Source organism: Streptomyces olindensis (assembly GCF_040645895.1).
GTDB lineage: Bacteria > Actinomycetota > Actinomycetes > Streptomycetales > Streptomycetaceae > Streptomyces > Streptomyces olindensis.
Genome location: NZ_JBEYZD010000007.1, coordinates 76,079 through 98,910 on the forward strand (window position 1 = coordinate 76,079; position 22,832 = coordinate 98,910).

Annotated in this window: 16 protein-coding genes; 8 read left to right on the top strand and 8 right to left on the bottom strand. The window is 66.1% G+C overall.

Translation table 11 applies throughout. The annotated features are described in order from the left end of the window. Positions 1–176 precede the first annotated feature (176 nt). Positions 177–848 (bottom strand): DUF6308 family protein, encoded by a 672-nt coding sequence (locus tag ABZ948_RS06090; RefSeq protein WP_359757690.1) that lies wholly within the window; start codon positions 846–848, stop codon positions 177–179. Beyond that, positions 845–2,071, bottom strand: a complete 1,227-nt coding sequence (locus ABZ948_RS06095) for a VWA domain-containing protein (RefSeq protein WP_359757692.1) — start codon at positions 2,069–2,071, stop codon at positions 845–847. The genes ABZ948_RS06090 and ABZ948_RS06095 overlap by 4 nt, the downstream gene beginning before the upstream one ends. 494 nt (positions 2,072–2,565) lie before the next feature. Between ABZ948_RS06095 and ABZ948_RS06100 the strand changes: the two genes are divergently transcribed. Next, the gene (locus tag ABZ948_RS06100; protein WP_359757694.1) at positions 2,566–4,086 is read left to right on the top strand and encodes a TerD family protein; all 1,521 of its coding nucleotides are present in this window, start codon (positions 2,566–2,568) and stop codon (positions 4,084–4,086) included. Continuing rightward, on the top strand, positions 4,067–4,756 hold the full coding sequence (locus ABZ948_RS40910; protein WP_402127843.1) for a transposase: 690 nt from the start codon (positions 4,067–4,069) through the stop codon (positions 4,754–4,756). Before ABZ948_RS06100 ends, ABZ948_RS40910 begins: the two co-directional genes overlap by 20 nt. Positions 4,757–4,810: 54 nt before the next feature. Here the strand turns inward: ABZ948_RS40910 and ABZ948_RS06110 are convergent, their stop codons facing one another. Further along, positions 4,811–7,111, bottom strand: coding sequence for a transposase (locus ABZ948_RS06110; RefSeq protein WP_435857463.1), 2,301 nt, complete (start codon positions 7,109–7,111; stop codon positions 4,811–4,813). A gap of 424 nt (positions 7,112–7,535) precedes the next feature. Between ABZ948_RS06110 and ABZ948_RS06120 the strand changes: the two genes are divergently transcribed. From ABZ948_RS06120 to ABZ948_RS06135, 4 genes are read left to right on the top strand one after another with little or no spacing between them, the layout of a single operon-like run. Continuing rightward, positions 7,536–8,420: a TnsA-like heteromeric transposase endonuclease subunit gene (locus ABZ948_RS06120; protein WP_359757695.1), complete on the top strand. Its 885-nt coding sequence runs from the start codon at positions 7,536–7,538 to the stop codon at positions 8,418–8,420. Further along, positions 8,417–10,795 carry a transposase gene (locus ABZ948_RS06125; RefSeq protein ID WP_359757697.1) on the top strand — a complete coding sequence of 793 codons (2,379 nt, stop codon included), beginning with the start codon at positions 8,417–8,419 and terminating at the stop codon, positions 10,793–10,795. The genes ABZ948_RS06120 and ABZ948_RS06125 overlap by 4 nt, the downstream gene beginning before the upstream one ends. Continuing rightward, positions 10,792–12,042, top strand: a complete 1,251-nt coding sequence (locus ABZ948_RS06130; protein WP_359757699.1) for an AAA family ATPase — start codon at positions 10,792–10,794, stop codon at positions 12,040–12,042. The genes ABZ948_RS06125 and ABZ948_RS06130 overlap by 4 nt, the downstream gene beginning before the upstream one ends. 5 nt (positions 12,043–12,047) lie before the next feature. Further along, the gene (locus ABZ948_RS06135) at positions 12,048–14,018 is read left to right on the top strand and encodes a TniQ family protein (RefSeq protein ID WP_359757701.1); all 1,971 of its coding nucleotides are present in this window, start codon (positions 12,048–12,050) and stop codon (positions 14,016–14,018) included. Between the two features lie 12 nt (positions 14,019–14,030). Here the strand turns inward: ABZ948_RS06135 and ABZ948_RS06140 are convergent, their stop codons facing one another. The 3 genes from ABZ948_RS06140 to ABZ948_RS06150 all read right to left on the bottom strand — a co-directional run bounded on the left by ABZ948_RS06140 (position 14,031) and on the right by ABZ948_RS06150 (position 16,719). Continuing rightward, the gene (locus ABZ948_RS06140; protein ID WP_359757703.1) at positions 14,031–15,503 is read right to left on the bottom strand and encodes a UvrD-helicase domain-containing protein; all 1,473 of its coding nucleotides are present in this window, start codon (positions 15,501–15,503) and stop codon (positions 14,031–14,033) included. 106 nt (positions 15,504–15,609) lie between these two features. After that, a complete protein-coding gene (locus ABZ948_RS06145) occupies positions 15,610–16,296 on the bottom strand; it encodes a DUF6083 domain-containing protein (RefSeq protein ID WP_359757705.1) in 687 nt (228 codons plus the stop codon). 159 nt (positions 16,297–16,455) lie between these two features. Then, positions 16,456–16,719 carry a helix-turn-helix transcriptional regulator gene (locus tag ABZ948_RS06150; protein WP_359757707.1) on the bottom strand — a complete coding sequence of 88 codons (264 nt, stop codon included), beginning with the start codon at positions 16,717–16,719 and terminating at the stop codon, positions 16,456–16,458. Positions 16,720–17,264: 545 nt separating this feature from the next. On the opposite strand from ABZ948_RS06150, the gene ABZ948_RS06155 reads away from it, so the two are divergent. Continuing rightward, complete coding sequence (locus ABZ948_RS06155) at positions 17,265–18,041, top strand: hypothetical protein (RefSeq protein WP_359636263.1); 777 nt, start codon at positions 17,265–17,267, stop codon at positions 18,039–18,041. 383 nt (positions 18,042–18,424) lie between these two features. On the opposite strand, the gene ABZ948_RS06160 is transcribed toward ABZ948_RS06155, so the two are convergent. Next, on the bottom strand, positions 18,425–19,582 hold the full coding sequence (locus ABZ948_RS06160; protein ID WP_359757709.1) for an acetate/propionate family kinase: 1,158 nt from the start codon (positions 19,580–19,582) through the stop codon (positions 18,425–18,427). Between the two features lie 440 nt (positions 19,583–20,022). Between ABZ948_RS06160 and ABZ948_RS06165 the strand changes: the two genes are divergently transcribed. Continuing rightward, complete coding sequence (locus ABZ948_RS06165) at positions 20,023–20,559, top strand: phosphate-starvation-inducible PsiE family protein (RefSeq protein WP_359636259.1); 537 nt, start codon at positions 20,023–20,025, stop codon at positions 20,557–20,559. Here the strand turns inward: ABZ948_RS06165 and ABZ948_RS06170 are convergent. Then, positions 20,533–22,707, bottom strand: coding sequence for an FUSC family protein (locus ABZ948_RS06170; RefSeq protein ID WP_359757711.1), 2,175 nt, complete (start codon positions 22,705–22,707; stop codon positions 20,533–20,535). The two genes, ABZ948_RS06165 and ABZ948_RS06170, sit on opposite strands and share 27 nt — an antisense overlap. Positions 22,708–22,832 lie beyond the last annotated feature (125 nt).

A 22,832-nucleotide genomic window follows, 5' to 3' on the forward strand; every position in this document is an offset into this window, starting at 1 on the left:
TGGCACTGGACAACCTTCGTGACCTGCACCGATGCCAATTAGGTTCAGCACCTGCAGGTACGGAATCAGAGAGATAGTTGGCACTTTGGTACACCGCAGGTCACAGGGTGTCTCGCCGGGAGCGCGGGGGCATCTGCTCTCCGGGCAGAGGTCTCCCTCGTGTGTGGCCGACGACTTCAGGTCCCGACGCAGCTTCTCTGTTGGTGGTCCGTACGGTGATGCATCCAGAGCACCACGTCGCACACCCGCAACGCACTGACTGTCGCGGGGAGGTCGGCGGACTGCCGTAGGGCCAACAGTTCGCGGTGCAGCGCGTGATTGTCGGCACTCAGCGCGCCATGCAGGTCGAGCCAGAATGACCTCGGCCGACCGAGAATGCAGCGAACGACCTGATCGTAGACGGGCAGCAGCCGCGGCCGCTTTCGGGCGAGGAGCTTGCCGGCCGTCACCCACCCGATTCCGGTCTCGTTGCAGAGGACGCGCCAGGCAGTGTGGGCCGGCGACCCTTCGGCCAGGTCGGCAGCCTCGGCTTCCGCCATGTCGATGTCGAAGGGAACGCTGCTCAGCAACTTGGACAACCGGACACCGAGATCGCCTTCAAGGAGGTCGAGGGCGGCCTGTGCGGGAATCCTGACCGACAGGGTCTGCACAGCGATCAGATCATCGGCGGTCACGACGTTCGCGACCGCCTGACGGCCCCCTCCGCCGGCCAGATGCTCAAAACGCCTACCCGTGAACGGCGCTGCTTCACCGAGCTGGCCGGTGCCGTAGTAGCGGCGGAGATTGGATACGGCCTGATCAGAGGTGATGAGTCTAGTCAGTCGGTGGATAAGTGGCGGTTGGCTCAATGCCGCAACCAGAGGGCGAAGGCATCGACGAGCCCTGCATAGAACCGCTCGTCGGGCACCGATCCCGGATTCTTGCTCGCGTCGTAGAAGGCGACGTTGGTGAAGGAAGCGGAGACGGATGCGTTGAGGTTCTTGTAGAACGCGAGCTTGCCGCGCCCGAACCCGACGAACAGCCAGAAGACCCCGAGGGATGCGGTGTTCTGCAACAGGGAACGGACCTCGGCCTTGTCCCAGGGCTCATCACCGACCTGAGTCACGATGAAGGCGGGATCAGCGGCCCCGGACTCCTGGTAATGCCCTACCGCACGACGCATGGCGTCGGCGACATTGCCCCACCCCCAGTCGACCTGAGTGTGCAGCTGCCCGATGCGACCGCGGTAGTTGTCGAGGCGGATCTCCTCCAGGAACGGTTCCCTTCCGCTGGAGAAGACCACGGGCACGGTGCCGTCGTCATCGAGGTTGGCCGATAGCGCCAAGACGCGCTCGGCGAAAGCTTGCACTGCGAATGACTCGTACAGCTCTTCCATGTGCCAGTCGTGATCCAGAATCAGATATACCGCAGCCCGCCGGTTCGTGATGTCCCGGTCCGCAAGGGCCTTGCCGGCCTGTCGTGCTGGAGAGAGCAGTCCGGGGGCCAGCCGTTCGACCTTGGACAGGTCCACCGCAGGCCCCGCAGAACTGGAGTTCTGGCGTCCTTGGGCGGGAAGTGGCACAGGGGTTCCGGCTGGCTCGGATTCGACATCGACGCCGTAGTCGGTCGCGAGACCAGCCAGACCGGAGGCGTAGCCCTGTCCCACTGCGCGGATCTTCCATCCGCCATCTCGTCGGTAGAGCTCCGCCAGAACCGCGACCGTCTCCCCGGACGTGAAGTCCGGCGCTGTGAACGACCTGATCGGCGAGCCCGTCTGGGAGATGGAAAGAATCGGTGCACGGGTGAAGACCGCGCCCGGCTGCAGCGGATCGGCACTCACCACGACAACCAGTCGGTCCACGTCAGTCGGCACGCGCACAAGATCGGCCGTGACCGCCGAGCCAGCGATTGATACGCCGTCCTGGGCCGGGTGGTTGTAGAACACCAAGTCGTCGTCGCTCCGAACCCTGCCGTCCGCTCCGAGCAACAGTGCCGAGACATCCGCGGCCAATCCCTGAACCGACACCGTCAGTACCACCGGCGCCGTCAACAGCCCGGTGTTCTCCCCTTTACGCAACGACGTCGTCTGCATCCTCGCCCCCTTGATCGCCGAGAGGGAAACGGTAGACCCCTGACGCCCGACCGTCCCGGCTTTGGACAGAATTGGCCCCTGACGAACTTCCCCAGGGGCGGATGAGCCTCGCACGTACTCCCGAAGCATCTGTTAGTGCCACACTGTGCTCCCGGGGAAAGGGGTGGACCATGGGATTCGGATTCCGTGTCGGTGTGCCTGGGATGAGTGTGCGTGTCTCCACACGCGGTGTGCGGACCTCTGTGGGGCCACGTGCGGCGAGGCTCAGTGTGGGCAGCGGCGGAGCAAGGGTGTCGACGGGCCTCGGCCCTTTCTACGCGTCCAGTTCCCTAAGTGGCAGTCGTCGACGGACCACCACACGGCGTACCACGCAGACCCGGTCGGTCACTCCTTCGGCCGCCCAATTGGAGCGAGCGCGCCGCCAGGCGGAAAGAGCCCAACAGGAGGCGGAGCGCGACGCCGCCATCGCTCAACTGCAAGAACTGAGACAGCAGATGACCAGCGTCCACCTGCAGTCCTTCGCCGCCGCGCAACCGCCCCTGATCCCAGCCGCTCCGCATCTGGGTCTGCCATGGGCACTTGCCGAGGCCCAAACCTTCCACCTGCAAGGGGTCGGCCGCCTGGCACGGGCCGAGCGCGCTGCCGCCAAACAGCGCGCCCAACAGGACGCTCCCGACTACCTGGCCACGGAGACGGAACGTCTGCACGCCGCCCGGGAACAGATGGTCACTGAGGCTGGCCAGTGGTGGCAGGCACTGCTCTCCAACGACGAGGCCACCGTCTGCGAAGCAGTGAACACCGCCTTCTCCGACAACCCGGCCACCGGCTGCGCAGTCGGCGTGGACGGCTCCGTCCTGTCGGTCGTCATGCGACAGCAGGACCTCGACACAATGCCCACCCAAACCGCCGGCCTCACAACCAGCGGGCGCCCCACCCTGAAAAACCTCACCAAACGCGACCGGATCCTGTGGTGGCTGACGGCCATGGGCTCCAATATCGTCGCCACGCTCAAAGAGGGCTTCGCAACAGCGCCCGGCATCGAAGCCATCGACTTGGCCGTCCTCACTCGCCTGCCCGACACTCAGCGACTCGGCTTTGTCGCCTACGGCCGCTGGACACGGCACGCGATCGAGTCGACGCCTTGGCGGGAGCCGGACGACGCCCTGCGCTTTCTGGACATCGGTCAGGACCTGGCCTGCTCCGTCACCACCACCGCTTCCGGCAACTTCTCGAGCACCCTCAAGCCTCTGGACACCACCCGCGTACCTGGCCTCCAAGACCTGCTGGACGGCGCCCAAGACGCCTCCGACTCCGGCGAGCCCTCCCTCACCGACCTGGACATCACCCTCGGCGCCAACACACCCTCCGAGCCCCCGGCCAGGGCCGACGACCCGTACCGAATCAGGTCATTCGCCGAGTGGAAGCAGCAAACTCTCTCTCCGTCCCACCCCACGCCCCTTGTTCCCCCGACCCCGTCCACTGTGCTCATTCCGGGCCAGAACCTCGTCCTGCCCGGGGAAGCCTGGCAGGGACTTCGCGTCTCATTCAGCTTCGCCGGCGCCGACGCCGACCTCACCCTGTTCCTGGTCGGGAACGACGGCCGGGTCTCTGGTGACGAGGACTTCGTCTTCTACAACCAGCCGTCCGCTGCCGGCGGTGGCGCACGCCTCCTCGGCAAACAGCAGGAAGGCCCCCAGACAGTCGAACGCGCCATCGTCCATCTGTCCGCCCTGCCCGATGGGACGCAGCGGGTCGCCATCGCCATCAACATGGACGTCGAAACCGGTCTGACCTGCGGATCCCTAACCCACGCAGCCCTGGATCTCGACTGCGCAGGCGGCGTCGGCTGGACCTTCAGGCCTCCCGCCGACCCTTCCATCCGAGCTATGGTCATCGCCGAGCTCTATCGGCACAGTATCGACGGCCACCCGCTATGGAAGCTCCGGGCCCTCGGCCAGGGCTGGGCAGACGGGCTTGACGGCCTCGCCCGCGCCTATGGAGTCGACGTCGCATGATCTGAAGAAGGGCACGCACACGGTTGGCGTCCAACGCCAGTACACCGGCCCCGCCGGCACGACCGAGAACGCCCAGGGCGCCGTCTACCTCACCTACACCTCCCGGCACGGGCACGCGGGTATCGACCGTGCTGCACCTGCCCAAGTCCTGGACCGGCGACGTCGAACGCCGCGAGTAGGCCGCCGTCCCGGACAAGGTGGACGTCACCACCAAGCCGCAGCGCGCCCAGCAGATGGTCGAACGCGCCCTGGACACCGGGACTCCGGCCCGCATGGGCAGCCGCCGACGAGGTCTACGGCGACAACCCGAAACTCCGAGTCGCCCTGGAGACACGCGAACTGGGCTACATGCTCGCGGCCTCGTGCACTAACCGCGTCCCCACCCCGGCCGGCTCGCAGCGCGCCGACCACCGCAGCGCCTGTTCATCGCCCTGACCGTTCAACCAGTCCGCGACACCGCCCACCGACAGCGCTGGTCAACCTGGCCTCGACGCCACCAAGCCACCCTTCACCCATGAAGATCACGATCTACGGCTGGAGTACTAGGAAGTCAGATACCGATACCGTCTACCCGGTTGCCCAGTTGTCGCCTACGCAGCACGGTAGGCAGGGCAGGTGGAGCCAGCCGTCGGTGAGGTCGAATACTCGCCATACCGTGAGCCTCACCTGACCCGGCGATCAGCCTTCCCACTCCACCGGACTGCCTCATCGGAGCGAGAATGTCTCAGTCATCCGCCGGACTGTGATTCGTGGGGCCGGCGCGCTTAGAATGCCCCCTCCTTGCGCTACGGCGCATTACCATCTGAATCGAAGCCAGGGCTGACCCTAGGTCATCACCATCGGTAGCGGCGTCAAGCACGGCTTGATAAAAAGGCCCCCAAACTCCAGCATCAGACCATTCGCTAAATCGCCGGAACGTCGTTTGCGCTGACACGACGAAGTCCGGCGGAAGCTTTAGCCACGAACAGCCAGATGTCGCGACAAATAGGATTGCCGCCAACGCATCCCTATCACTCGTCCGTCGCAATCGTTGGCTCTCACCGCAAAGCGCTACACCTGCAAATAGGCGCCATACAGAATCGGAGAGAATCTCTGCACGGACATCTCCCACATTACATGGAATTCGATCTGAACTCATGGTTAGCGTAGTGGGAGCTGCATAAGGCAGAGTGGCCTGCGGCTCCCCTCCAACATTCGTGCCGCGTGATTCGATGTTGGGCTCGTCAGCGATGCAGTCAATTGCCGCAACCCTGAGATCCAGCCCTTCATCGCAGGCATTCGCCAGTAGGCCCGAATACAGTTCAACACGCCGCATAAGACGCAGGGTGGAACCCCGAGAATCCATGTAGGTCATGCGCGTCAACTGCGACGAGAGGTCTTGAGTGCTCTTGCCTTGTCGGCGCATCATTTCAGCCGCGGGACTACACATACGCTCACCCTGCGTAACCCCACTCCATAGGAGCACTGATCCGATCGTAGAATCTTTAGCTTTCCTCAGCCCGTCAAGGCGCGGTAAACCATCCAGCAATACAAGCCAATCAGCCACGCTTAGGCTGTAATCCGCCATTCGATCGCGCCGATTAGCAAAGTCCACCCGTGTTGTCGCGGCATCAAGATGTTGCGCCACATTTTCGACGGCCGTATCGAACATCGCCATCAATCCAAGGTCATCCAGTTGACTTTGGAGCCACTTAAGTGACTGCAGTGCTCGACTCTGCTTCATATCCAAGATAGATGCACATTCACTCCAGGGGAGCCCTGAGACTTGCTGGACAAGCCGCAATGATGCGGAACGTCGAAGGCGGCGCTCCATGAGCCCATCGAACGCCGGTAGGCGACTAATGAGATCTGAGAAGTGAGCTTCGAGCCAAAGCCGAGGGAGAAATGATGGGATTTCAGTGATCTTATACGTATGAGCAGTTGGCGTGACTCGTAGCCTCACACGAGACGTTGCGCCGTGAAGCCGGAGTGATGTCGCACGCACAAGTGCGGGTGAGAGTTCCTTGTGATTACACACACGATTCGCAAAGCTGCGTGATCTACGATACGCCTCACGAACGATTGGCTCTATGCGAGCGCGGAGGGATTCTGGTTCCCGATCCCCTAGAATTGACTCTGCAGCGACCAACAGTGCGCCACAGATTTCCGAGTCCCCAGGGGCTCCCTTCATCAGCATACGCCCTGACCACCTGTTCTCTTCGTCGGCCTCACCGAGGCCCGAGAATAGATCTTCAACGTGGTGATCGATGCAGCCAACCAGGCGCGATGAAGGCAGGTGGCCCGCCGCCAGTGGCCACGTCAGTCGGACAAGATGGGTCACGGCGATCAAATCCGGGAAGATCATTGAACGAGTGAGCGGATTATCCGCCTTCTCCTGTTGCCGACCATGAAGGTGGTCCAGGAGGCGCCTCTGCAAGTCCATCAGCATCTTCAATTCGGCACTAGAACGAGACGCTTCAATGCCGTTCCGACTTCGGTCTAGGAGGGAGCCGCAAGGAACGCTCCGATGCCGCTTTCCGAGACTCCGAAGAGGCCCGAGAACAGGAACCCTATTTCGACACGCCACCGGATGGATGCCAATCATGGACGGGTTCTTTACAATCTCCTGTTTCTCTCCGCTTGATCCGTTGATCAGCTGTCCACAGCTCGGACAAAGGTGTTCCAGCAGCCGACCATGACGGATGCAGGCGAAAACAACAGGCAGATGCCAGAGAGTACTCCAAGGACCTCCAAGGGCGTTCTGCACGGGACTCCCATCGCCCAGTAGGCAATCAGGGCAATAACGACTGCTGGGTAAAACCGCCCAATTATGTGTTGCACCGGTGCCAACGCGCTTTTCACCCACCCTAAGCCGACCCAGTGCGGGATACGTGTCCGCGAATCCCCGCAGCGTGAGACCATTCACCTCGTCTGCAGTAAGGCGCAATGTGTGTGCCACATGTGTTACCGAATGTTGCGGCAGACTTCGGAGGCTGGAGTATGAGCAAGCGCGCCGTGGCGTTGCGAGCTCGCATAAACTGGCAATACGTGAAGGGGGAGAGACCTAAACGGTAGGAAATGCGGAGCAAGAAGCCCGCTAAAGATTCCTGCGGTAGAGGGTCCAGACTTCGGGGCAACTGCCTAGAGCTCATGACTGCCATCCACGCGCCTTCAATAGGTGCACCGAGGTCAAAGCTGGGCCGACCAGGTTGCCTGGGAGATCGCATGATCACGCCCACGTCGCTTCAACGATAGCTAGATCATCTCGATGCATCGTGCAACGCCCTCCCAGCCCAACAGAACAGCTCGCCTGTCGTCACGGAAGACACACGGGATGACATTCACTCAATCGTGTGACTCTCGAAAAGACTGACTACCTCAGATCGCGAGGTAAGCCGTACCGTCCTAATGCTCTTAGCGCACAGATCATGGGGCGATGTCGGTGAAGTCGGTCAGGGGAGTCGCAGCAGGTGAACTCGACGGATCCGAAGGACGGTTGGTCCTGCCGATCGTCAATGCGCTCCTCCGACGCCGCCTGGTCTGACGCTTGCCGTCTTGAGGATCTTGCAGTTCTGGATGCCGGGTTCATGGACTACGTGCAGTGGTTAGATCTTGATGAGAACTGGCCCGTACGGTGGACCACGACGTGGAAGTTCGGCCGGAATCTCGTAACCGGCCCGGTGCGCGACCTGGACAAGGTAGACGTCGGGCGGAGCGCTCCTGTCCGCCGCTTCACGTGGCGCACTGACCAGTCCCACCGTCCGGGGCTCGAGTACCTGATGGCAACGGACAGACACCATGGTTTTGAGAGCCATGAGGAAGAGTGTCTGCTGCTGGTCTCAGACTTCGCCTCCGGGCTGGTGGAGGCCCTGTCTCAGCCGTTCCGGCTGCGGTTCACCGCCGAGGGGAGGAAGATCGAGCACACGCCGGACTTCCTGTTGGTGACTGACTCCGGGCTTTTCCTGATCGATGTACGTCCGGCCGGCCGGATTAAAGCGGAAGACGCTTTGAAGTTCGCCGCCTCAGCGGAAGCCGCGCTGTCAGCGGGCTGGCGGTATGGCGTCGTGGTGGGGTGGCGCCAGCATGTGCTGACCAACGTGGACGCGCTGTCGGCGGAGCGGCGCCCGTTGCCGGACGTACTCGGAATCCAGACGCAATTACAGGAGACGGCCGCGCAAGGGCCCCTGTCGTACGCAGAGTTGGTCGAGCGCTGCTGCCTGCCGGCTATCGGCCGGGCGCATGCGTTGCATCTGCTGTGGAGTCGGCGTCTGGGCGTGGATTTCTCCGTACCGTTCGGGGACGCGAGCCTGATCCGGCTGACTCCGCGGCAGCACCACCGGGGGCTTGAGCGGTGAGCACCGCAGTGGAGGCCATGTGGCCCCTGGAACCGGGCGCAGAGCTGATCGTCAGCGGCGCCGCGTGGCGGATCCAGTCCTGTCTGCCTCACTTGGGTCGGGTGACGCTCGTCAATGACGACGGCGAGTCGTGGAAGACTTCAGTCAGCGAACTGATCCATCGTCCGGACTGCGGCCCTTCGACTCGGACCCGTACAGACCTGCCGGCCGCTGACCGTGGTCGCCAGCCGAAGTCGATGGACGACCTGGAACCGGTGCAGCGCACCATCGTCATGCTCCGGCTGGAGCACTTGCGCGAGGTCGAGACCGGCTACCGCAGCGGCGACCCGCTGGCCGCGCTGCCGCATGAACCGCGCCCGCAGTACGACCCGGACACGACAACGCTCACCCAGCGTCGGCTCGCGAAAGTACAGGAACTACGCCGAGCCGCTGCTGAAGCACCCACACAGGCGAAGGCGAACGGCCTGCACCGGGTGAGTCTGCGCACGCTGGTGCGCTGGGATACCGGACGAGGCAAGTACGGTCCCGTAGGCGTGGCAGATGACCGGTGGTTGCGGGAGGCGACCGGCCACCAGATCTCGCCCGAACTGCGCGAGGCCCTGTACGCGGTGTACGCCGAGGCACAGCACCGCTCGAAACTGACCATGCGGGAGAAAGAACGCCTCATCCACCAGTACATACGCGAGGTGTTCGGCTCGGCGGATGACAAGCCCGCTGACGCTCAGCACGTGGAGATCCCCGGCTACGACACCCTGCGCACCATCTGGAGAGAATGGTTCGGCTCGAACGGGGCTCGGCAGCGTTATGCGCGCTCGGCGGCGAAGGCGAAGGGGTACGCGACGGGCCGGCACGTCGTCGTGCACCGGCCCGGACAGGTGGTGGCCCTGGACACCACGGTGCTGCCGGTCAAGGTCCTGGAGAACGTGTTCGGCGATCCGGTGTCGGTGTACCTGACGCTGGCTTTGGATGTCTACACGCGCTCGATCGTCGCGTTCCGGCTCAGTCTCGTCTCCGACACCTCGATGGACGTGGCGATGGTGCTACGGGACATGATGATGCCGCTGCCGATGCGTCCGGACTGGGGCGAGGACATGGAGTGGGCCTACCCCGGTGTCCCCGGCACTGTGGTCGCGGACTTCGCCGGGCATGAGGTGGCGGGGCTTCCGTTCTTCGCCCCCGAGACTGTCACCACCGACCACGGCGCCGTCTACCGCAACCATCATTTGGTCGAAGTGCAGCGGGTCATCAAAGCGAACATCAAGCCCAGTCGCGTGCTGCGGCCCACCGACAAGTGGTCCGTGGAGCGGACGTTCGGCGCCATCCAGTCACTGGTGTTCGGCATCCTGCCCGGCTATCAGGGCGTGGACACCGCCGACCGCGGCGTAGACCCGGAGGCCGACGCCTGCCTGACGATGGCGGAGATGGAACATCTCATCGCCACGTGGATCGTGAAGGTCTGGCAGAACCGGCGCTTCGACTCGTACGCGCCGAGCTGGGACCCAGGCGGCGCTCACAGTCCCAACAGCCTGTTCGCCGCCGCCATGGCCCAGGGCGGCTTCGCACTGCGGATTCCGTCTGCCGAGCTGTACTACCAGTTGCTGCCGCGGCACAAAGTCGTGATCCACGGCAAGCGCGGCGTGAAGATCAAAAACCTCTGGTACGACGGCGCCGCCCTGGATCCCTACCGCGGCGAGCTCTCACGTCGCGGTGGGCGGCACAAGAACAGATACGTCATCCACCGTGACCCGCGCGATCCGTGCTTCGTGTTCTTCCAGGACCCCCGCACGCACGACTGGCACACTCTGCGCTGGACGGGGCTGCCCGACGAGGGCAAGGTGCCGGCTTTCAGCGACGCCCGGGTACGCGAAGCCATGCGGGAGCTGCGCCGACGGGGCCTCGCGCCCAAGGCGGATACCGAACTACTCCCCGTGCTACTGGAGTTGATCGGGAAAAATGTCCCGGTCGACCAATGGCCGACGCAGTTGTCGAAGAAGGAGCGCACCGAGCATGCACGTGAGGTGGCTCAGGCAGCCGCGGCAGCAGCCGACCGCCCCACAGGCGCCACAGCCAAGAAGAAAGCCAAGCAGGAAGCGACGCCTTCACCCGTCGTCGCCGTTCCGACAGCTCGAGCTGGCTCCGGCGACGGCAAGGTCGTCCCCCTGCGCTGGAGGGAGCGCGCTCAGCAGGGCGAGGACGCGGTGACCCGCGAACGCCGACGCCGCCGGGAGGTCGCCGTGCCCGAGCAGCCGGCGCCGCCCCAGGACCTGTCCGAACGGCTACGTGCCTCAAGTTTCATGGCCCTGCCTGATGACGACTTCGACGATGCCGAACCTGACCAGCCGGCCGCCAGGACCGAGGAAGAGGCCAGCCAGTGAGCCCCGAATGCAGCAATCCTTCCTTCCTGCCCGGACCCCCGCTGGATCGCACCACCTGGGAAGGCTGGCAGCGCTGGTGCGAGACCCGCAAGGACTTCGTTCCCGCTCCCGTGCTCACAGCAGAGGAGTTTGCTCGCTTGTCCCGACGCCAGCAGCGCCTCTACAACCTGTACCGGATCGCCACGCATAGCAGCCTGCCAATCGAGGCCACCCCGATGAGCGAGAGAGTTGCCAACGCGGTACGAGCCAGGGTCGAGGAAGGCGCCTTCAGCCACAAGGCCGGCACGCGGGGCGGGATCATGGTCAATGGGGACGGCGCCCAGGGCAAGACGGAAACAGTGTGCGAGGCGATGGCGCTCTTCATGGAGGAGTGGCTGCACTTGCACAACTACATGAACCCGGATGCGATGCCCGGCACTCGCGATCTGGTCACACCGGTCGCCTACGTACGCTGCCCAGTGAAGGCCACGCCCATCTCCACCTGTCAGCGCATCCTCGACTTCTACGGCGAGGACTACAAGGGCATGCGGCTCGAGGATCTGATCCGCACCGTCAAAACCGCGATCATCGAGCACGCCACGAAGGCGCTTGTGATCGACGACATCACCCGCCTCAAGCTCCATCGAGAAGCCGATCAGGACGTCCTGGACTTGATCCGCGAGATGATGAGCATGCCCGTCACGCTCGTGCTCGTCGGCGTCGGCATCCCCACTTCAGGGCTGTTGCGTGAGGGCAGTCGTGATCCGAAGACGGGTGAGTGGATCTATCCGCCGGTGAGGGACCGCGGCCGCAGTCCTAACGACCACGCCGCCAGTCAGCACGAGCGCCGCTTCCAGGTGGTCGATCTGGGTCCTTTTCGGTACGGCACAGCGAAGGAGATGAAGGCCTGGATTACCCATCTGCGCGGACTGGAGGGCCACATGCGGCTCCTGGTGGACACCAAAGGCATGCTCACCGACGGCGACATGCCGGAGTACCTGTTCCGCCGCACCGGAGGCATCGTAGGAGTACTGGAGAAGCTCATCCAGCGCGGACTACGTCTCGCCATTGAGGACGGCAGCGAGCGGCTGACGAAAGGCCTTCTCGACCAAATCACCGTCACCCCCGGCGATATGCCCGACCTCGACGCCTCATCCGGCGAACAGCCCACTATCCCGCCGCACGAAGCAACGGCGAAGAAGAAGCCCAAGAGCCGCAACACCGTGTTTGACGACATTGGTCCGGTAGCCACCGGGTCGGCGGGGTGAACCGGATGGAGAGCCGGGCACTAGCCCGCAGCCTGGCCCCGTTGCCTGAAGAGTCGCTGCCCGGTTTCCTGCTCCGACTCGCCTGCCGACTGGAACGGTCGCCTGCCCGCATCGGCAAGTTGTGCGGGCTCAGCACCATGCACCGTCGCCTGCCCGCCGACTATCTACTCACGTTGCCCCCGCAGCCCGCTGCCACCCTCGGTGAAGCCACACGGCTCTCCTCTGCCGAAGCACAGGGGCTCACCCTCGCTGGGTCGGGGCTCGCCTCGACGTACGCGCCGCTCCGCACCACCCGTCTGGACCAAGGTCGTAACCATGCCGCCGCGCGACGGCGCTGGGCGATCAACCTGTCCAGCCGCTTCTGCCCCCAATGCCTGGCCGGCAACGGAAGCCCAGTACAGGATGCGCTTGGTGGTGCCTGGAAGCTCCGATGGCACCTCCCCGTCGTCTTCGCCTGTACCAAGCACGCGACGCTGTTGTCCAGTGCCTGCCCACAGTGCGGCAATCTGGCCAACCGGCCCCCCGGTTCGGAACGCTCCGGCCTGCTCATGCAGCGGGCCGCGAACGGGCTCCATCCGGCACAATGCCGTCAGCCGCTGGACAGCGCCCGCTCGGCCACGACCGAGAGCCACCGCTGTTGCGGAGCCCGGCTCGATCGGTCACCCATCAAGGCACCGATGATGACGCCCGAGGAGCTGGATCGCGTTCTCGCTCTTCAGCTCCGCATCGAACGGAACCTGTTCACCGGGCCTTCCCACCGCACAAAGAATGATCGCTACTTCTTCCTCGATCTGGTCGCCGTCGCTCATCTGATCAAATGTAGCTGGCCGTTAGGTGCTCCCCTGGTCGGCTCGGCACGCTTCTGCTCACTGATCGACAGCCATGCAACGGCAATCGTCCGGCAGCTGGATCAGGCGCACGATCGGGGTCAACGGTCATCCAGTCCGTGGCCTGCTCCGGACGATCCAGCTCAATGTGCCGCCCTCCTCGTTGCGGCCGCCCAGGTTCTCAGCCACCGGGATGAAGGCGATGCAGAGTTCCGGGACCGAGTGCACCCGCTGGCGCGCGCAGCATTCGAGCGGCTGACGCCGAACCAGGCCGCAGGCTTCCGTCGTATGGATTTCTCACCGGTTCTCGCCCGTGCACTGGCTCGTAAGTTCAACGGCTTTTACCGGGCGGGCGGCCACCGTGGCTCCAGCCTCAGAACACCATCGCGGGAGTGCGTCTTCCGTATCGAGCACGTTTCAGCGTTACTGCCCACAGCAAGTGCGGCCCTTCACTTCACCCCGCTCCAGGAACGCATGGGTCCCCTCACAAACTGGAATATCCGCCATCTGCGCCGGGCCACCTCACTGAAGCTTGCAGAGATGGCGGCAGGTGGCACGTGGTCCGAGTGCGCTGAAGCCCTCGGTATTCCCTGGGCCACAGCACAGCAGAGCCTCAGAGTCCTCAAGCAAGTACTGGATCCGACGAAGTCGCGGGCGGAATTCGACCGATCAGTTGAACGAATCGCCTGTGACCTGGACTCAGATCCACAACGCATCGACTACGCGAAGCGACGTCGCGCTTTGCACTCTTGGCGCCTGTCCGAAGCAGCATGGAGCGAGCTGTCCGATGGACTAAGTACGTTCAGTGGCGCACCGACCTCGCCTAGCCCGGCAGCCGCGACCGTCTTGGTTTGGGCTCAAGTCACTCAAGGCGACTACCTGCACAGTCCTGTTCTCCGTGACCTGCGTGCGTCCGGAGGCGACACCAAGTACGTGGTCGCCAGCCTGAACCAGGTCCTGCGAGCTGCCTGCCGGCGTAAGGGGGAGAAAGCACTGCTGGCTGATCGGCTGGGGCATTTCGCAAGTCATCTGGCACTCGTGTGCGATCAGACGCGCGGCAGCCAGCTCATTACGGACGCTGTCCTTGCTGAGCAACATGTGCAGGGCCGAGAGGAAGAAGGGGCTACCTGGTGGCTCGGGGTTCGCTGACCGCCAGAATCATCAGCCTGCAACCATGCTGGAAACTGTTGGCGGTTCGGCCCAAGACAACCCCCCTAGGTCGAGGCGGCGGCGTGCCCGGGTCACGGCTACGTATGCGAGGCGTGCGTCAGCGTCTCTGATGGGCTCCGGAATTGGGCGGCCCTCGGCGTCGCATTGGTCAGTATCCTTGGGCGGTGGAAAGTCCTCACCGATGCGGACGGTCTGCCATTCCCGGCCCTTGGCCTTGTGGGCGGTGGACACAATGACGTCAGCACGGTCCTCGCCGGTGAGCTCGTTAACCGCGGTGAGAATGGCGTCCGGACCATGCGTGTTGACGAGGTCGACGAAGGGCTGGAGGTCTCCGCCGGCGGGGTCGTACGCCGCGTAGTCCTGCACATCTCCCCAAGACGCGAAGAGGACGAGCTCCGGATGGCTGGTGCGGCGGCCTTCCTTGAGGTCACGAGCCGCCAGGGCAAGTGCGGCAAGCGTGTGGCCACCGCGGGCCAGAGCGACTCGGCGGCCTGCGGAAAGGAGACGCATGACTTCGGCCATGGCGCCGATGTTGGTGCGGCACAGCACCGCGTCCGGGTGGGTGACGTCGCCGACCTCCGTAGGGATGGATTCGCTGCCGGTGAGACGGATGGGTGCCTCGACGAGTTCGAGCCAGTGGTTGGCATGCTCGGCGAGACGTGGGCCGAAGCGGAAGGAGCAGGTCAGCGTGAGGGCAGTGGCGTCGAAGTCAGTCATCACGTCGCGTGCGCCGCGCCAGCCGTAGATCGCCTGGGCAGAATCGCCGACCATGACGAGTTGGGCATGATCGCGTTGGGCGTTGAAGACATGCTCCAGCACCGGGTTGGTGTCCTGGGCCTCGTCAAGGAAGAGGAGGTCCCCTTCCATCTTGGGCTCAGTCAGGGCCCACATCTTCAGGTAGTGGTCGTGTTCGAAGCGGACCACGCCCTGCTCGGGATCCTGTAGATCGGCCCAGGCCTTGGTCGCGAACGGCATGACGACGTCCGTGAGCTCGGCGTGTTCGTCGTTCGCCGTCAGTCGGCGAAGGCGCGGCACGTGGTGGCGAGCCAGAGCTCGATCGGCGGAGTAGCAGAAGCGTGTCACGGTTCGTAGCGCCGTGTGGGAGAGCGTCTTGTGACTGATCTCGTGATCACCGATGCGGACGGGCCGGGTGATACCGAGGGCCTGGCCGGTCTTCCAGGCTGGTTGGCGTGGGCCGTTGAGTCGCCTCACATAGCGGTGCCCGAGCGCCGCATACGCGGTCGCATGGGCCGTTTTGCACATCACCGTGCGGGGGAAGCGTGCGGCGGCGTCACGAGCGATGTCTTTGTTGAAGGCCAGGTAGCGACCGTGGCGTTTTGTACTGGAGGCGAGCATCGCGAGGGTGGTCGTCTTCCCGGTACCGGCTCCCGCTTGCAGGACGAGGTGGTGTCCCGCCCGGAAGGTGTCGGCGGCTCGGACTTGTTCGTCGGTCGGGGTAGGCACAAGGGCTCCTCAGGAAGAGGCGGAGCGGGACGGAGCGCTGAAACGGGCTGTTGTGACGGCTGGGGAAGGTCCTCGAGTTCATCAGCTCCCACGGTGCGGTGCGCGGTCAGCTCGGGGTGCCTTGCTGCCATAGCCAGCAGGCGCCCGGCGTCGGGCGAGCGTCGGGAGCCGGGTGCGGATGTGCCGTCCAGACACCTGCCCGCGTGTCATGGGTGAGGAGTGGGCTGGTGCAGCGGTGACGTCGGCGGGTCTGGGCAACGCACTGGATTTCGTCCACGGGGTGATTGGCGAGGTAGCGGAGATACAGGAGCTGCACGACGGGACGGGCCGGACGGCAGGTAGTGCTCGCTGACGCTTTGGTGTCCGGCAGGGCGGGAGGGGGAACGAATGCGCCACTGTCGATCAGGCGACGGGTGTTGACCGCCAGAGCGCGACGCAGCCCTGTCAGTTCCGGCGCGGCCGGATTGGTGTCGCGAGCCGGACACACCATGGCGTGCGGCAGGCGGCACCAGCCGCTGCCGTCCCCTGCCGGATGTGCGACGCCACTGCTGACGTGCCAATGGCACGATGGCGGCACTTTCTCAGCAGGCAGCTCGTGAGGATGCAGGCGGACGGGCCGTTCGTTGGTGCTGTGGTACCACTCGATTCGGTTGCCGCAATCCCGGCACCGGTCACCCTGACCGCATCGCAGCAGACGGCTTGCGCTGTCGCTGCTCAGGCGCAGGGAACGCCTCCTACGGACATGGAAGAGGCTGCCGTCCCAATGGCGTGAAGGAAGGGGTGTTGAGCGCATGCGGGCGAACCTGCCAGGCAACACGCCGACCAGCCGGCGTCACACCGCTCATGTCCCCCGGACTGCCGCATCTGATGACACTGATTTTCGAGCGCCCGAACACGGGTTCGTAGCCAGTCACCGATCCGGGCGGATGGCAACCGCCGCTCGCAATCCCCGTCACCCGTCGGCGTGTTTGGGGGGCTGATGCCCATCGCACAGGGCGGCGAAGAGTTCATCGAGAGGGGTGTTCAAGGCATGCGCAAGGGCATGCCAGGACTTCAGAGTCCCAATCGTGCGGCCCTGCTCGATCTCGATGAGCGTGCGCCGGGCGAGTCCACTGCGGGTAGCAAGCTCGTCATAGCTCCATCCGCGGACCGCCCGGAGGCGCGCGAGCTCCAGGCGCAGGGCCTCGAAGTCCGGATCGGGCGGGAAGATCGTCACCTGACCATCCGACGGGGCAGACCACTGCCCTGTCAGTGCAGACCTCTGCCCTATTTCTGCCGGTGAGGATGCGAGCGAGAGGGCAGAGGTCTGCACTACCGTGTGCGGCCGTCGCTCTCGCACGAGAGGACGACAGCGCGGGATCGATTGGGAGGAGCGCGCGTTCCATGAGACTCCGTACAACACGCTCAGCGAAGCAGCGTGCCTGGACAGTGGAACTGCGGACCGGTTCAGGCGGGCCGCAGCTTGTTTGTCGGCAGTGCGGCATCGGGGGCATGGTGCTCGTGGCCGCCTCCGCACGCTCAGCGGCGCTCGAGCATCTAGTGGGACATGCCCGGCGTGACGCTCTGCCGTCATACATGCGGATCTGCCAGTGCCGTGAGCGAGGCTGCCGCTGGCACCCACGCCACCGTGGCTGTGCAGGACCTGTCCGTCTACTTCTCACCCGCGAGCGGGGCGGCCGCCTCTGGCGGCTTGCGGATGCATGTACGGCATGCGCGTCGGTGACGGAACAGGCCGCCGTGGTGCCTGAAAGCGTCCCGCGTGTGACCATGACGTCTTCCGGAAGCAGCGTCGCGCGGCGTCGCAACCGGCGGCCCAAGGGTCCGGGTGACCAGATTCGGGTGCGCGAGATGCTCAGCTACCTGGCCGCTGCCCTGCCCAGCCACACCGGTGCTGCGGCCCGGCTGCTCGCCGTGCAGTGCGCCCTACGCATGGATTCAGAGGCGAAAGTCCGGCTGGCGGCCGGCGTGATGCGCAGTCTTCGTCTGGGCCGTGACCCGCTTCCGTGGAGTGAGTTGGAGCAGTCACGTTGGCTCCGCAGAACGCCTACTGCGACCGGGGCAGCCGACGGCGTGGTGACCGCCCAGCTCCTCGACGGCGTGTTGTTTACTCAGAGTCCCGCGCGTCCGGACCGCAGGAGCGCCGCTGACTGGGCTCTCCGTATGGCGAGCGGTGGATGTATGGCCGCCGGCAACCTGTCTCTGCGGCTTACCGCTCTCTGCCTTGCGGCGCACACAGATGCCTCCGCTGTTCGAGGATGTGCCGAGTTGGAGCGGATCGCGCGTGAGTGCGGACTCGTTCCCGCGGAGCTCATCGCTGTGCTCGATCGGTTGGCCACATGTCTCATCGGCTGGCACGTTGTCTCCAGCTCGGGAGATCTGCACTGGGAACTGCTGCCGGAGGCATCGGTATCAGCGGACAAGCGGTCGATGTGGCACCAGGGTGACACCGGAGAGCGAAGGGAAAACAGCCATCTCACGCTCGCCGGCATCGACCTACCGCTGGAAGGGCAGTCACGCCGGTCCGAGCAGGCAATGTAGGGGCGGCGCCAGCCATCCCTCGTGGAGCTCTTCTTTCACGACGGCGGCGCGGGTACTTCTCGTGCCGCGGTGCGAGCTCCGCCAGCTCGCGCTCTCCTCCGCCGTGCACCGGGCACGCGCCTCGGCGTCGGCAAAGCCGTGGGAGAACGGTACCCGCCAGGTGTGTACCGCGCGCAGCTGTGCCCGGCGCAACTGTGGGTGTCGATCTGCCCTCATGGCGTGGGGGTCCGTGACCACGCTCGTGGGGCCCACGGCGAGCACGCTTCAGCCCTGGCTCCGAGCCTCGTCCAGGTGGTGGTCCTCGAGGGCGACGTCCGTTATCTGGTAACAACACGACTGGCCACGCACCAGACATGACAACAAACTTGTCCAACTGGTGACAGCTACCGTGTCCGGTCAGCAACGCCGAGCACCCGTCGGGTCTCGGCGGCGATCTGCTGTGTCTCGCCGGTTGCGACCACGAGGACCGGGACACTTCTCACCGCCTGATCGATGCGGCGGAGGCCTTCCCGCATCAAATCCTCCAGTTCGGGGACGAGTAGCCCGCCTCGTACACCGAGAACAGTCAGGGCCGAGCAGATCTCCTCGCGAACCTCGGGTTGGTCCTCGCCGATCTCGCCGGTGAAGACCAGCGCGTCCAGCCGGTCCAGCGAGGCGGCCATCGAGGCGATGCCCCTGCGGCAGCTGAGTGTGAACGTCGCCAGCGCCAACGCGGCCGCGGCATCACCCTCCGCGCGGGCGCGCACCAGGTCCCGGGTGTCTCCTGAGGTACCGGAGAGACCGAGCAGACCGGAATGCCGGTGGAGTGTGTCATCCAATTCGGCCGTGCTCAGACCGTGCCGCCGCTGCAGCCACAGCAGCGCGCCGGGGTCGAGGCTGCCGCTGCGCCGGCTCATCACCAGGCCCTCCAGCGGAGTGAGGCCCATGGTGGTGTCCACGCTGTGTCCGTTCCGGACGGCGCAGGCCGAGCAGCCGCCGCCCAGGTGCACGAGCACGACCTGGAGGTTGTCGACGGGTCGGCCCAACGCCTGCGCCGTCCTTTGCAGTGCCCACGAGTAGGAGAGCCCGTGGAAGCCGTACCGGCGCAGCCCGTATTCGGCTCGCCATCGCTCCGGCACGGCGTACGTGCGCGCCTGTGCCGGCAGATCCTTGTGAAAGACAGTGTCGAAGCAGGCGACATGAGGAACGTCGGGCAGGAGTTCCCGTGCGGCATCGACCACACGCAGGGCAGGGGTCACGTGCAGCGGCGCGAGATCGGCGACGTCCGCCAGCAGAGCCCGTACGGGTGTGTCGATCAGCGTATGTCCGGTCAGGTGCGGACCGCTGTGGACGATGCGGTGACCAACCGCCGCAGGAGCGGGCACCTCGCTGAGGAAGTTCCGCAGTTCCGCCGCCGCAGCAGGCCCCGGAGGCTCCGAGGCGTCTCGAACCGCCACCCGTTCACCGTCCGCCGCGAACAGAGCGATGTGGAGGCTCGAAGAACCGGCATCGAGGACCAGTACGTGACCATCACGGCTCTCGTGGGAGCGGTCAGCTCTCATCACACACCTCCAGTGCACCTGCGTCCTCCGGCACGGTGCGCCCGCCACGAAGTGCGCTCTGCCCTCATGGTCGGCCTGGGTTGGGAAGACGCCGATGTCCCAGCCGCCGTCCTCCAGGCGGTACCGACGTTCCGGACACGCCGACCTGCTCGCTCGCCGCGAGGGGGCACCATCGGTGTCCGCCCGGCGGTGCGGCGGCGCGGTTCCTCCCGCAGGCCGGGGCGAGGTCCCGGGCCGAATCGGAGGGCAGACCCCGGGTCGGCGCCAGGACGGGCCGCAGGTTCCTGCCGTTTGTGTCCGCGTCGGGTTACCTCGGGGTCCCTGCTGCATGGTAGGCCTGTCGTGCTCCGCCGCTTCCCCAGGCTGCCACGACAGGGAGGGATCCGCCCGTCCACCCGTTCGCCCAGCACGCAGCGCCTGCGGGCCGGGGCACTCCTAACATGCTGACTGTGCGACCCATTCTCCCGAAGATCGAGGGCGGCCGGGTACAGGGCCTCCTGCAGCTCATCGAGGACGGCATCCACCTCGTCGTCGCGGCGCTCCTCGTACTGCTCGCGGGGATCCTGACCGTCGGGGTCGTCCATGACGTCATCCGGTCGGTTCAAGGGCCGTACCGCGAGGAGACGGTCGTTCTCTCCGCCCTGGACAGCAGCCTGGTGCTGTTCATCGTGGCCGAGCTGCTCCACACAGTCCGCCTCACCATCAGGAACCGGACCCTCGACGCGGAGCCGTTCCTCGTCGTCGGCCTGATTGCCGGCATCCGCAAGGTGCTCATCGTGACGGCCGAGGCGGAGAAGTCCTTCCGGTGGAACGTCGAGGGGATCGAACTGCTCGTCCTGGCGGGGCTGATTCTCGTGATGGCGACAGCGGTGTACGTGTGGCGGCGCTCGACACGGCCGGGAGACTACGGCCCGCTCCAGGAGGCGCGGCGCTCACGGTCGCCGGAACCGTCACCCACCCCGGTGCGCGGGTCCTGATCCGTCACCTTCCCCAGCCACGGCCGCCCGCACCCGTTGCTCCTCGCGAGCTGAGCTGACGTCCCGTTCCAGGGGTGTGCGGCCCACTGCTGCCGCGAGGTCCTCCAGGGCCCGTTTCTGCAGCTCTGCCCCGCGCCGAAGCACCGGGCTCCGGTCCCCGGCGGCGCCCTCCCACGCGTGGAGCGCCTCCTCCACGCGCCCCCAGTCCGGATTCCTGTGCTCACGCACATCGACCGCCGCCCGCGCGGTGTCTGCCTCCAATGCCTCGGCGAACCGCTCCGCCTCGGGGGCGAAACGACTGCCGGCCCGCGGGACGTGGCTCTCCATGAGCATCGCCGCCCGGTCAAGTCCCTGGAGCGCCTCCTGCGCCTCCTCCGCCTCGCGCGATGTCAGACCTCTGGGGCCGACCGGTTCCTGCCTTGCCTGGTCGTAGGCCGCCTGCCAGGCGGCGCGTGCCTCCCTGCTCGCCAGCAAGGCCCTGCGCATGTCGGCGCGATGCTCCCGGGTCGGTTCGGCGTAGCTGCGGAGCACTGCGGCCGCGTAGCGGCCGTCGGCGGCGAGCCAGTCCGCCAGTCGGCCCAGCAGCCGGGGAGTCTCCCATGCGGGGAACACCACGTACGCCAGCATCGCCAGGGCCCCGCCGAGCAGGGTGAGCACCACCCGCTCCGGGACCGTCTGCTCCCATGCCTGGCCGCCCATGCCGAGCAGGAAGACGACGTACGCGGCAGTGAAGCACTGGGAATAGGCGTAGCCGGTACGGAGCAGCGTGTACGACAGGGCCGCCGAGACCACCGCCAGGGCGCCGAACACAGCGGCGTCCGGGCCCAGGGCCTGCACCATGCCGGTGGCGAGCGCGACCCCCGCCAGGGTCCCGGCGAGACGGCCCACCGCACGCGCGTACGTCTGGTGGAAGTCCGGCCGCATCACCATCACCGAGGCGATGGGCGCCCAGTAGCCGTGCTCCAGTGGCAGCCGGGAAGCGATCAGATAGCCGAGCGTGGCCACTGCCGCCAGGCGGACTGCGTGCCGGAACACGGGCGAGTCCCGGCGGAGCTCCCGGCGGACCGCCCGGACGACGACCGGGAGCAGCCGGAGCATGGTCGGGCGCACCAAGAACTGGGCGCTCGCGGGCCCGGGCGGCGCAGGCGCCTTGTCGCGCGCCCCGCCGCTCCCGGCGATCTCCAACGCCTCGGCGAGCAGTTCCACGAGCCGTTCGGCGGCCTGGCGGGCGGGCCCCTCCAACACCTCGCCCTCCTCGTCGACGCGCAGGACCTCCGCGCTCGCGGGCGGCACCTCGGCGGGAGTGCCGCGGCGGATCGAACGGGCGGCCGCGTCCAGGACGTCGGCGGCCGCATCGAGCAACTCCCGTGCGCGATCCCGCCCGGATCCCTCCGCCGGGGCGCCGACGTCCGGGTCGGCGAGCGCGGCGACGACCGGCAGGATGCGCTCGGCGAGGCCCCGCGGGCCGTGGAGGACGGGGGGCCGGGTGCGGGCCTGTGATGGCGTCACGGCGGCCGCGTCCCGGGCCGTCATCAGCGGCTCCGGGTCGAACGGCGCGGTCGGGTCGTGCCGCAGCCGGCGGGCGTGGTCAGCCACGGCGGCCAGAGCTTCGGCCAGCGCGTCACGATGCGCCCCCCAGCGGCGAATCGGGAACAGCAAGATCAGCGCGGCCTGCGCCACGCCTCCGAGCGCGATGACCCCGGCGTGTTCCAGGGCCCGCCCGACGCTGGTGGGCAGGGTGATGGTCACCAGCATGCTGCCGACCGTCGTCGCTGCGACGATCCCAGCAGTCGATCCGAGGGACCACGCCATCCCCGCGGCAAAGGCCCATACGGCCAGCAGCGGGAGGAGCGTCACGAGTCGTCCCGCCGCCAGGTAGCCCACGAAGGTGCTGAGAGCCAGACCCGCGCCCGCGCCGAGCGCGATCACCTTGCGCGGACGCCAAGTGCGCTGGAAGGTGGCCGCACCCGCGGAGTAGGCACCGAGGGCGGCGGACGCGGCGTACGCAGGGGAGACCAGCCACAGCGCCGACCCGATGACGATCGCCACCCCAGCAGCCGTACGCAGCGCGAGCAGGGGCTCCAGCCGCGCCTCCTCGATCGTGAGCCCGGATCGCACGACCTCCCCGAAGGTCCGCAGCCACCTCACTCATGTGAGCCTAGCCGGAACGCCCTGCCGGGGCGCGTCGGCCGCGCCGCAGCCTCCTGACGGCACCGCGCTCGGCGGACGCGCACCCCCGAGCCGACCTCCCGGCTGTTGTGGAGCGGCCCCAA

Coding starts and splice junctions, on each gene's coding strand:
- ABZ948_RS06095 (WP_359757692.1), bottom strand. CDS start 2,071: ATGCAGACGACGTCGTTGCGTAAAGGGGAGAACACCGGGCTGTTGACG.
- ABZ948_RS06100 (WP_359757694.1), top strand. CDS start 2,566: ATGACCAGCGTCCACCTGCAGTCCTTCGCCGCCGCGCAACCGCCCCTG.
- ABZ948_RS40910 (WP_402127843.1), top strand. CDS start 4,067: ATGGAGTCGACGTCGCATGATCTGAAGAAGGGCACGCACACGGTTGGC.
- ABZ948_RS06135 (WP_359757701.1), top strand. CDS start 12,048: ATGGAGAGCCGGGCACTAGCCCGCAGCCTGGCCCCGTTGCCTGAAGAG.
- ABZ948_RS06145 (WP_359757705.1), bottom strand. CDS start 16,296: ATGCGCTCAACACCCCTTCCTTCACGCCATTGGGACGGCAGCCTCTTC.
- ABZ948_RS06160 (WP_359757709.1), bottom strand. CDS start 19,582: ATGAGAGCTGACCGCTCCCACGAGAGCCGTGATGGTCACGTACTGGTC.
- ABZ948_RS06165 (WP_359636259.1), top strand. CDS start 20,023: ATGCTGACTGTGCGACCCATTCTCCCGAAGATCGAGGGCGGCCGGGTA.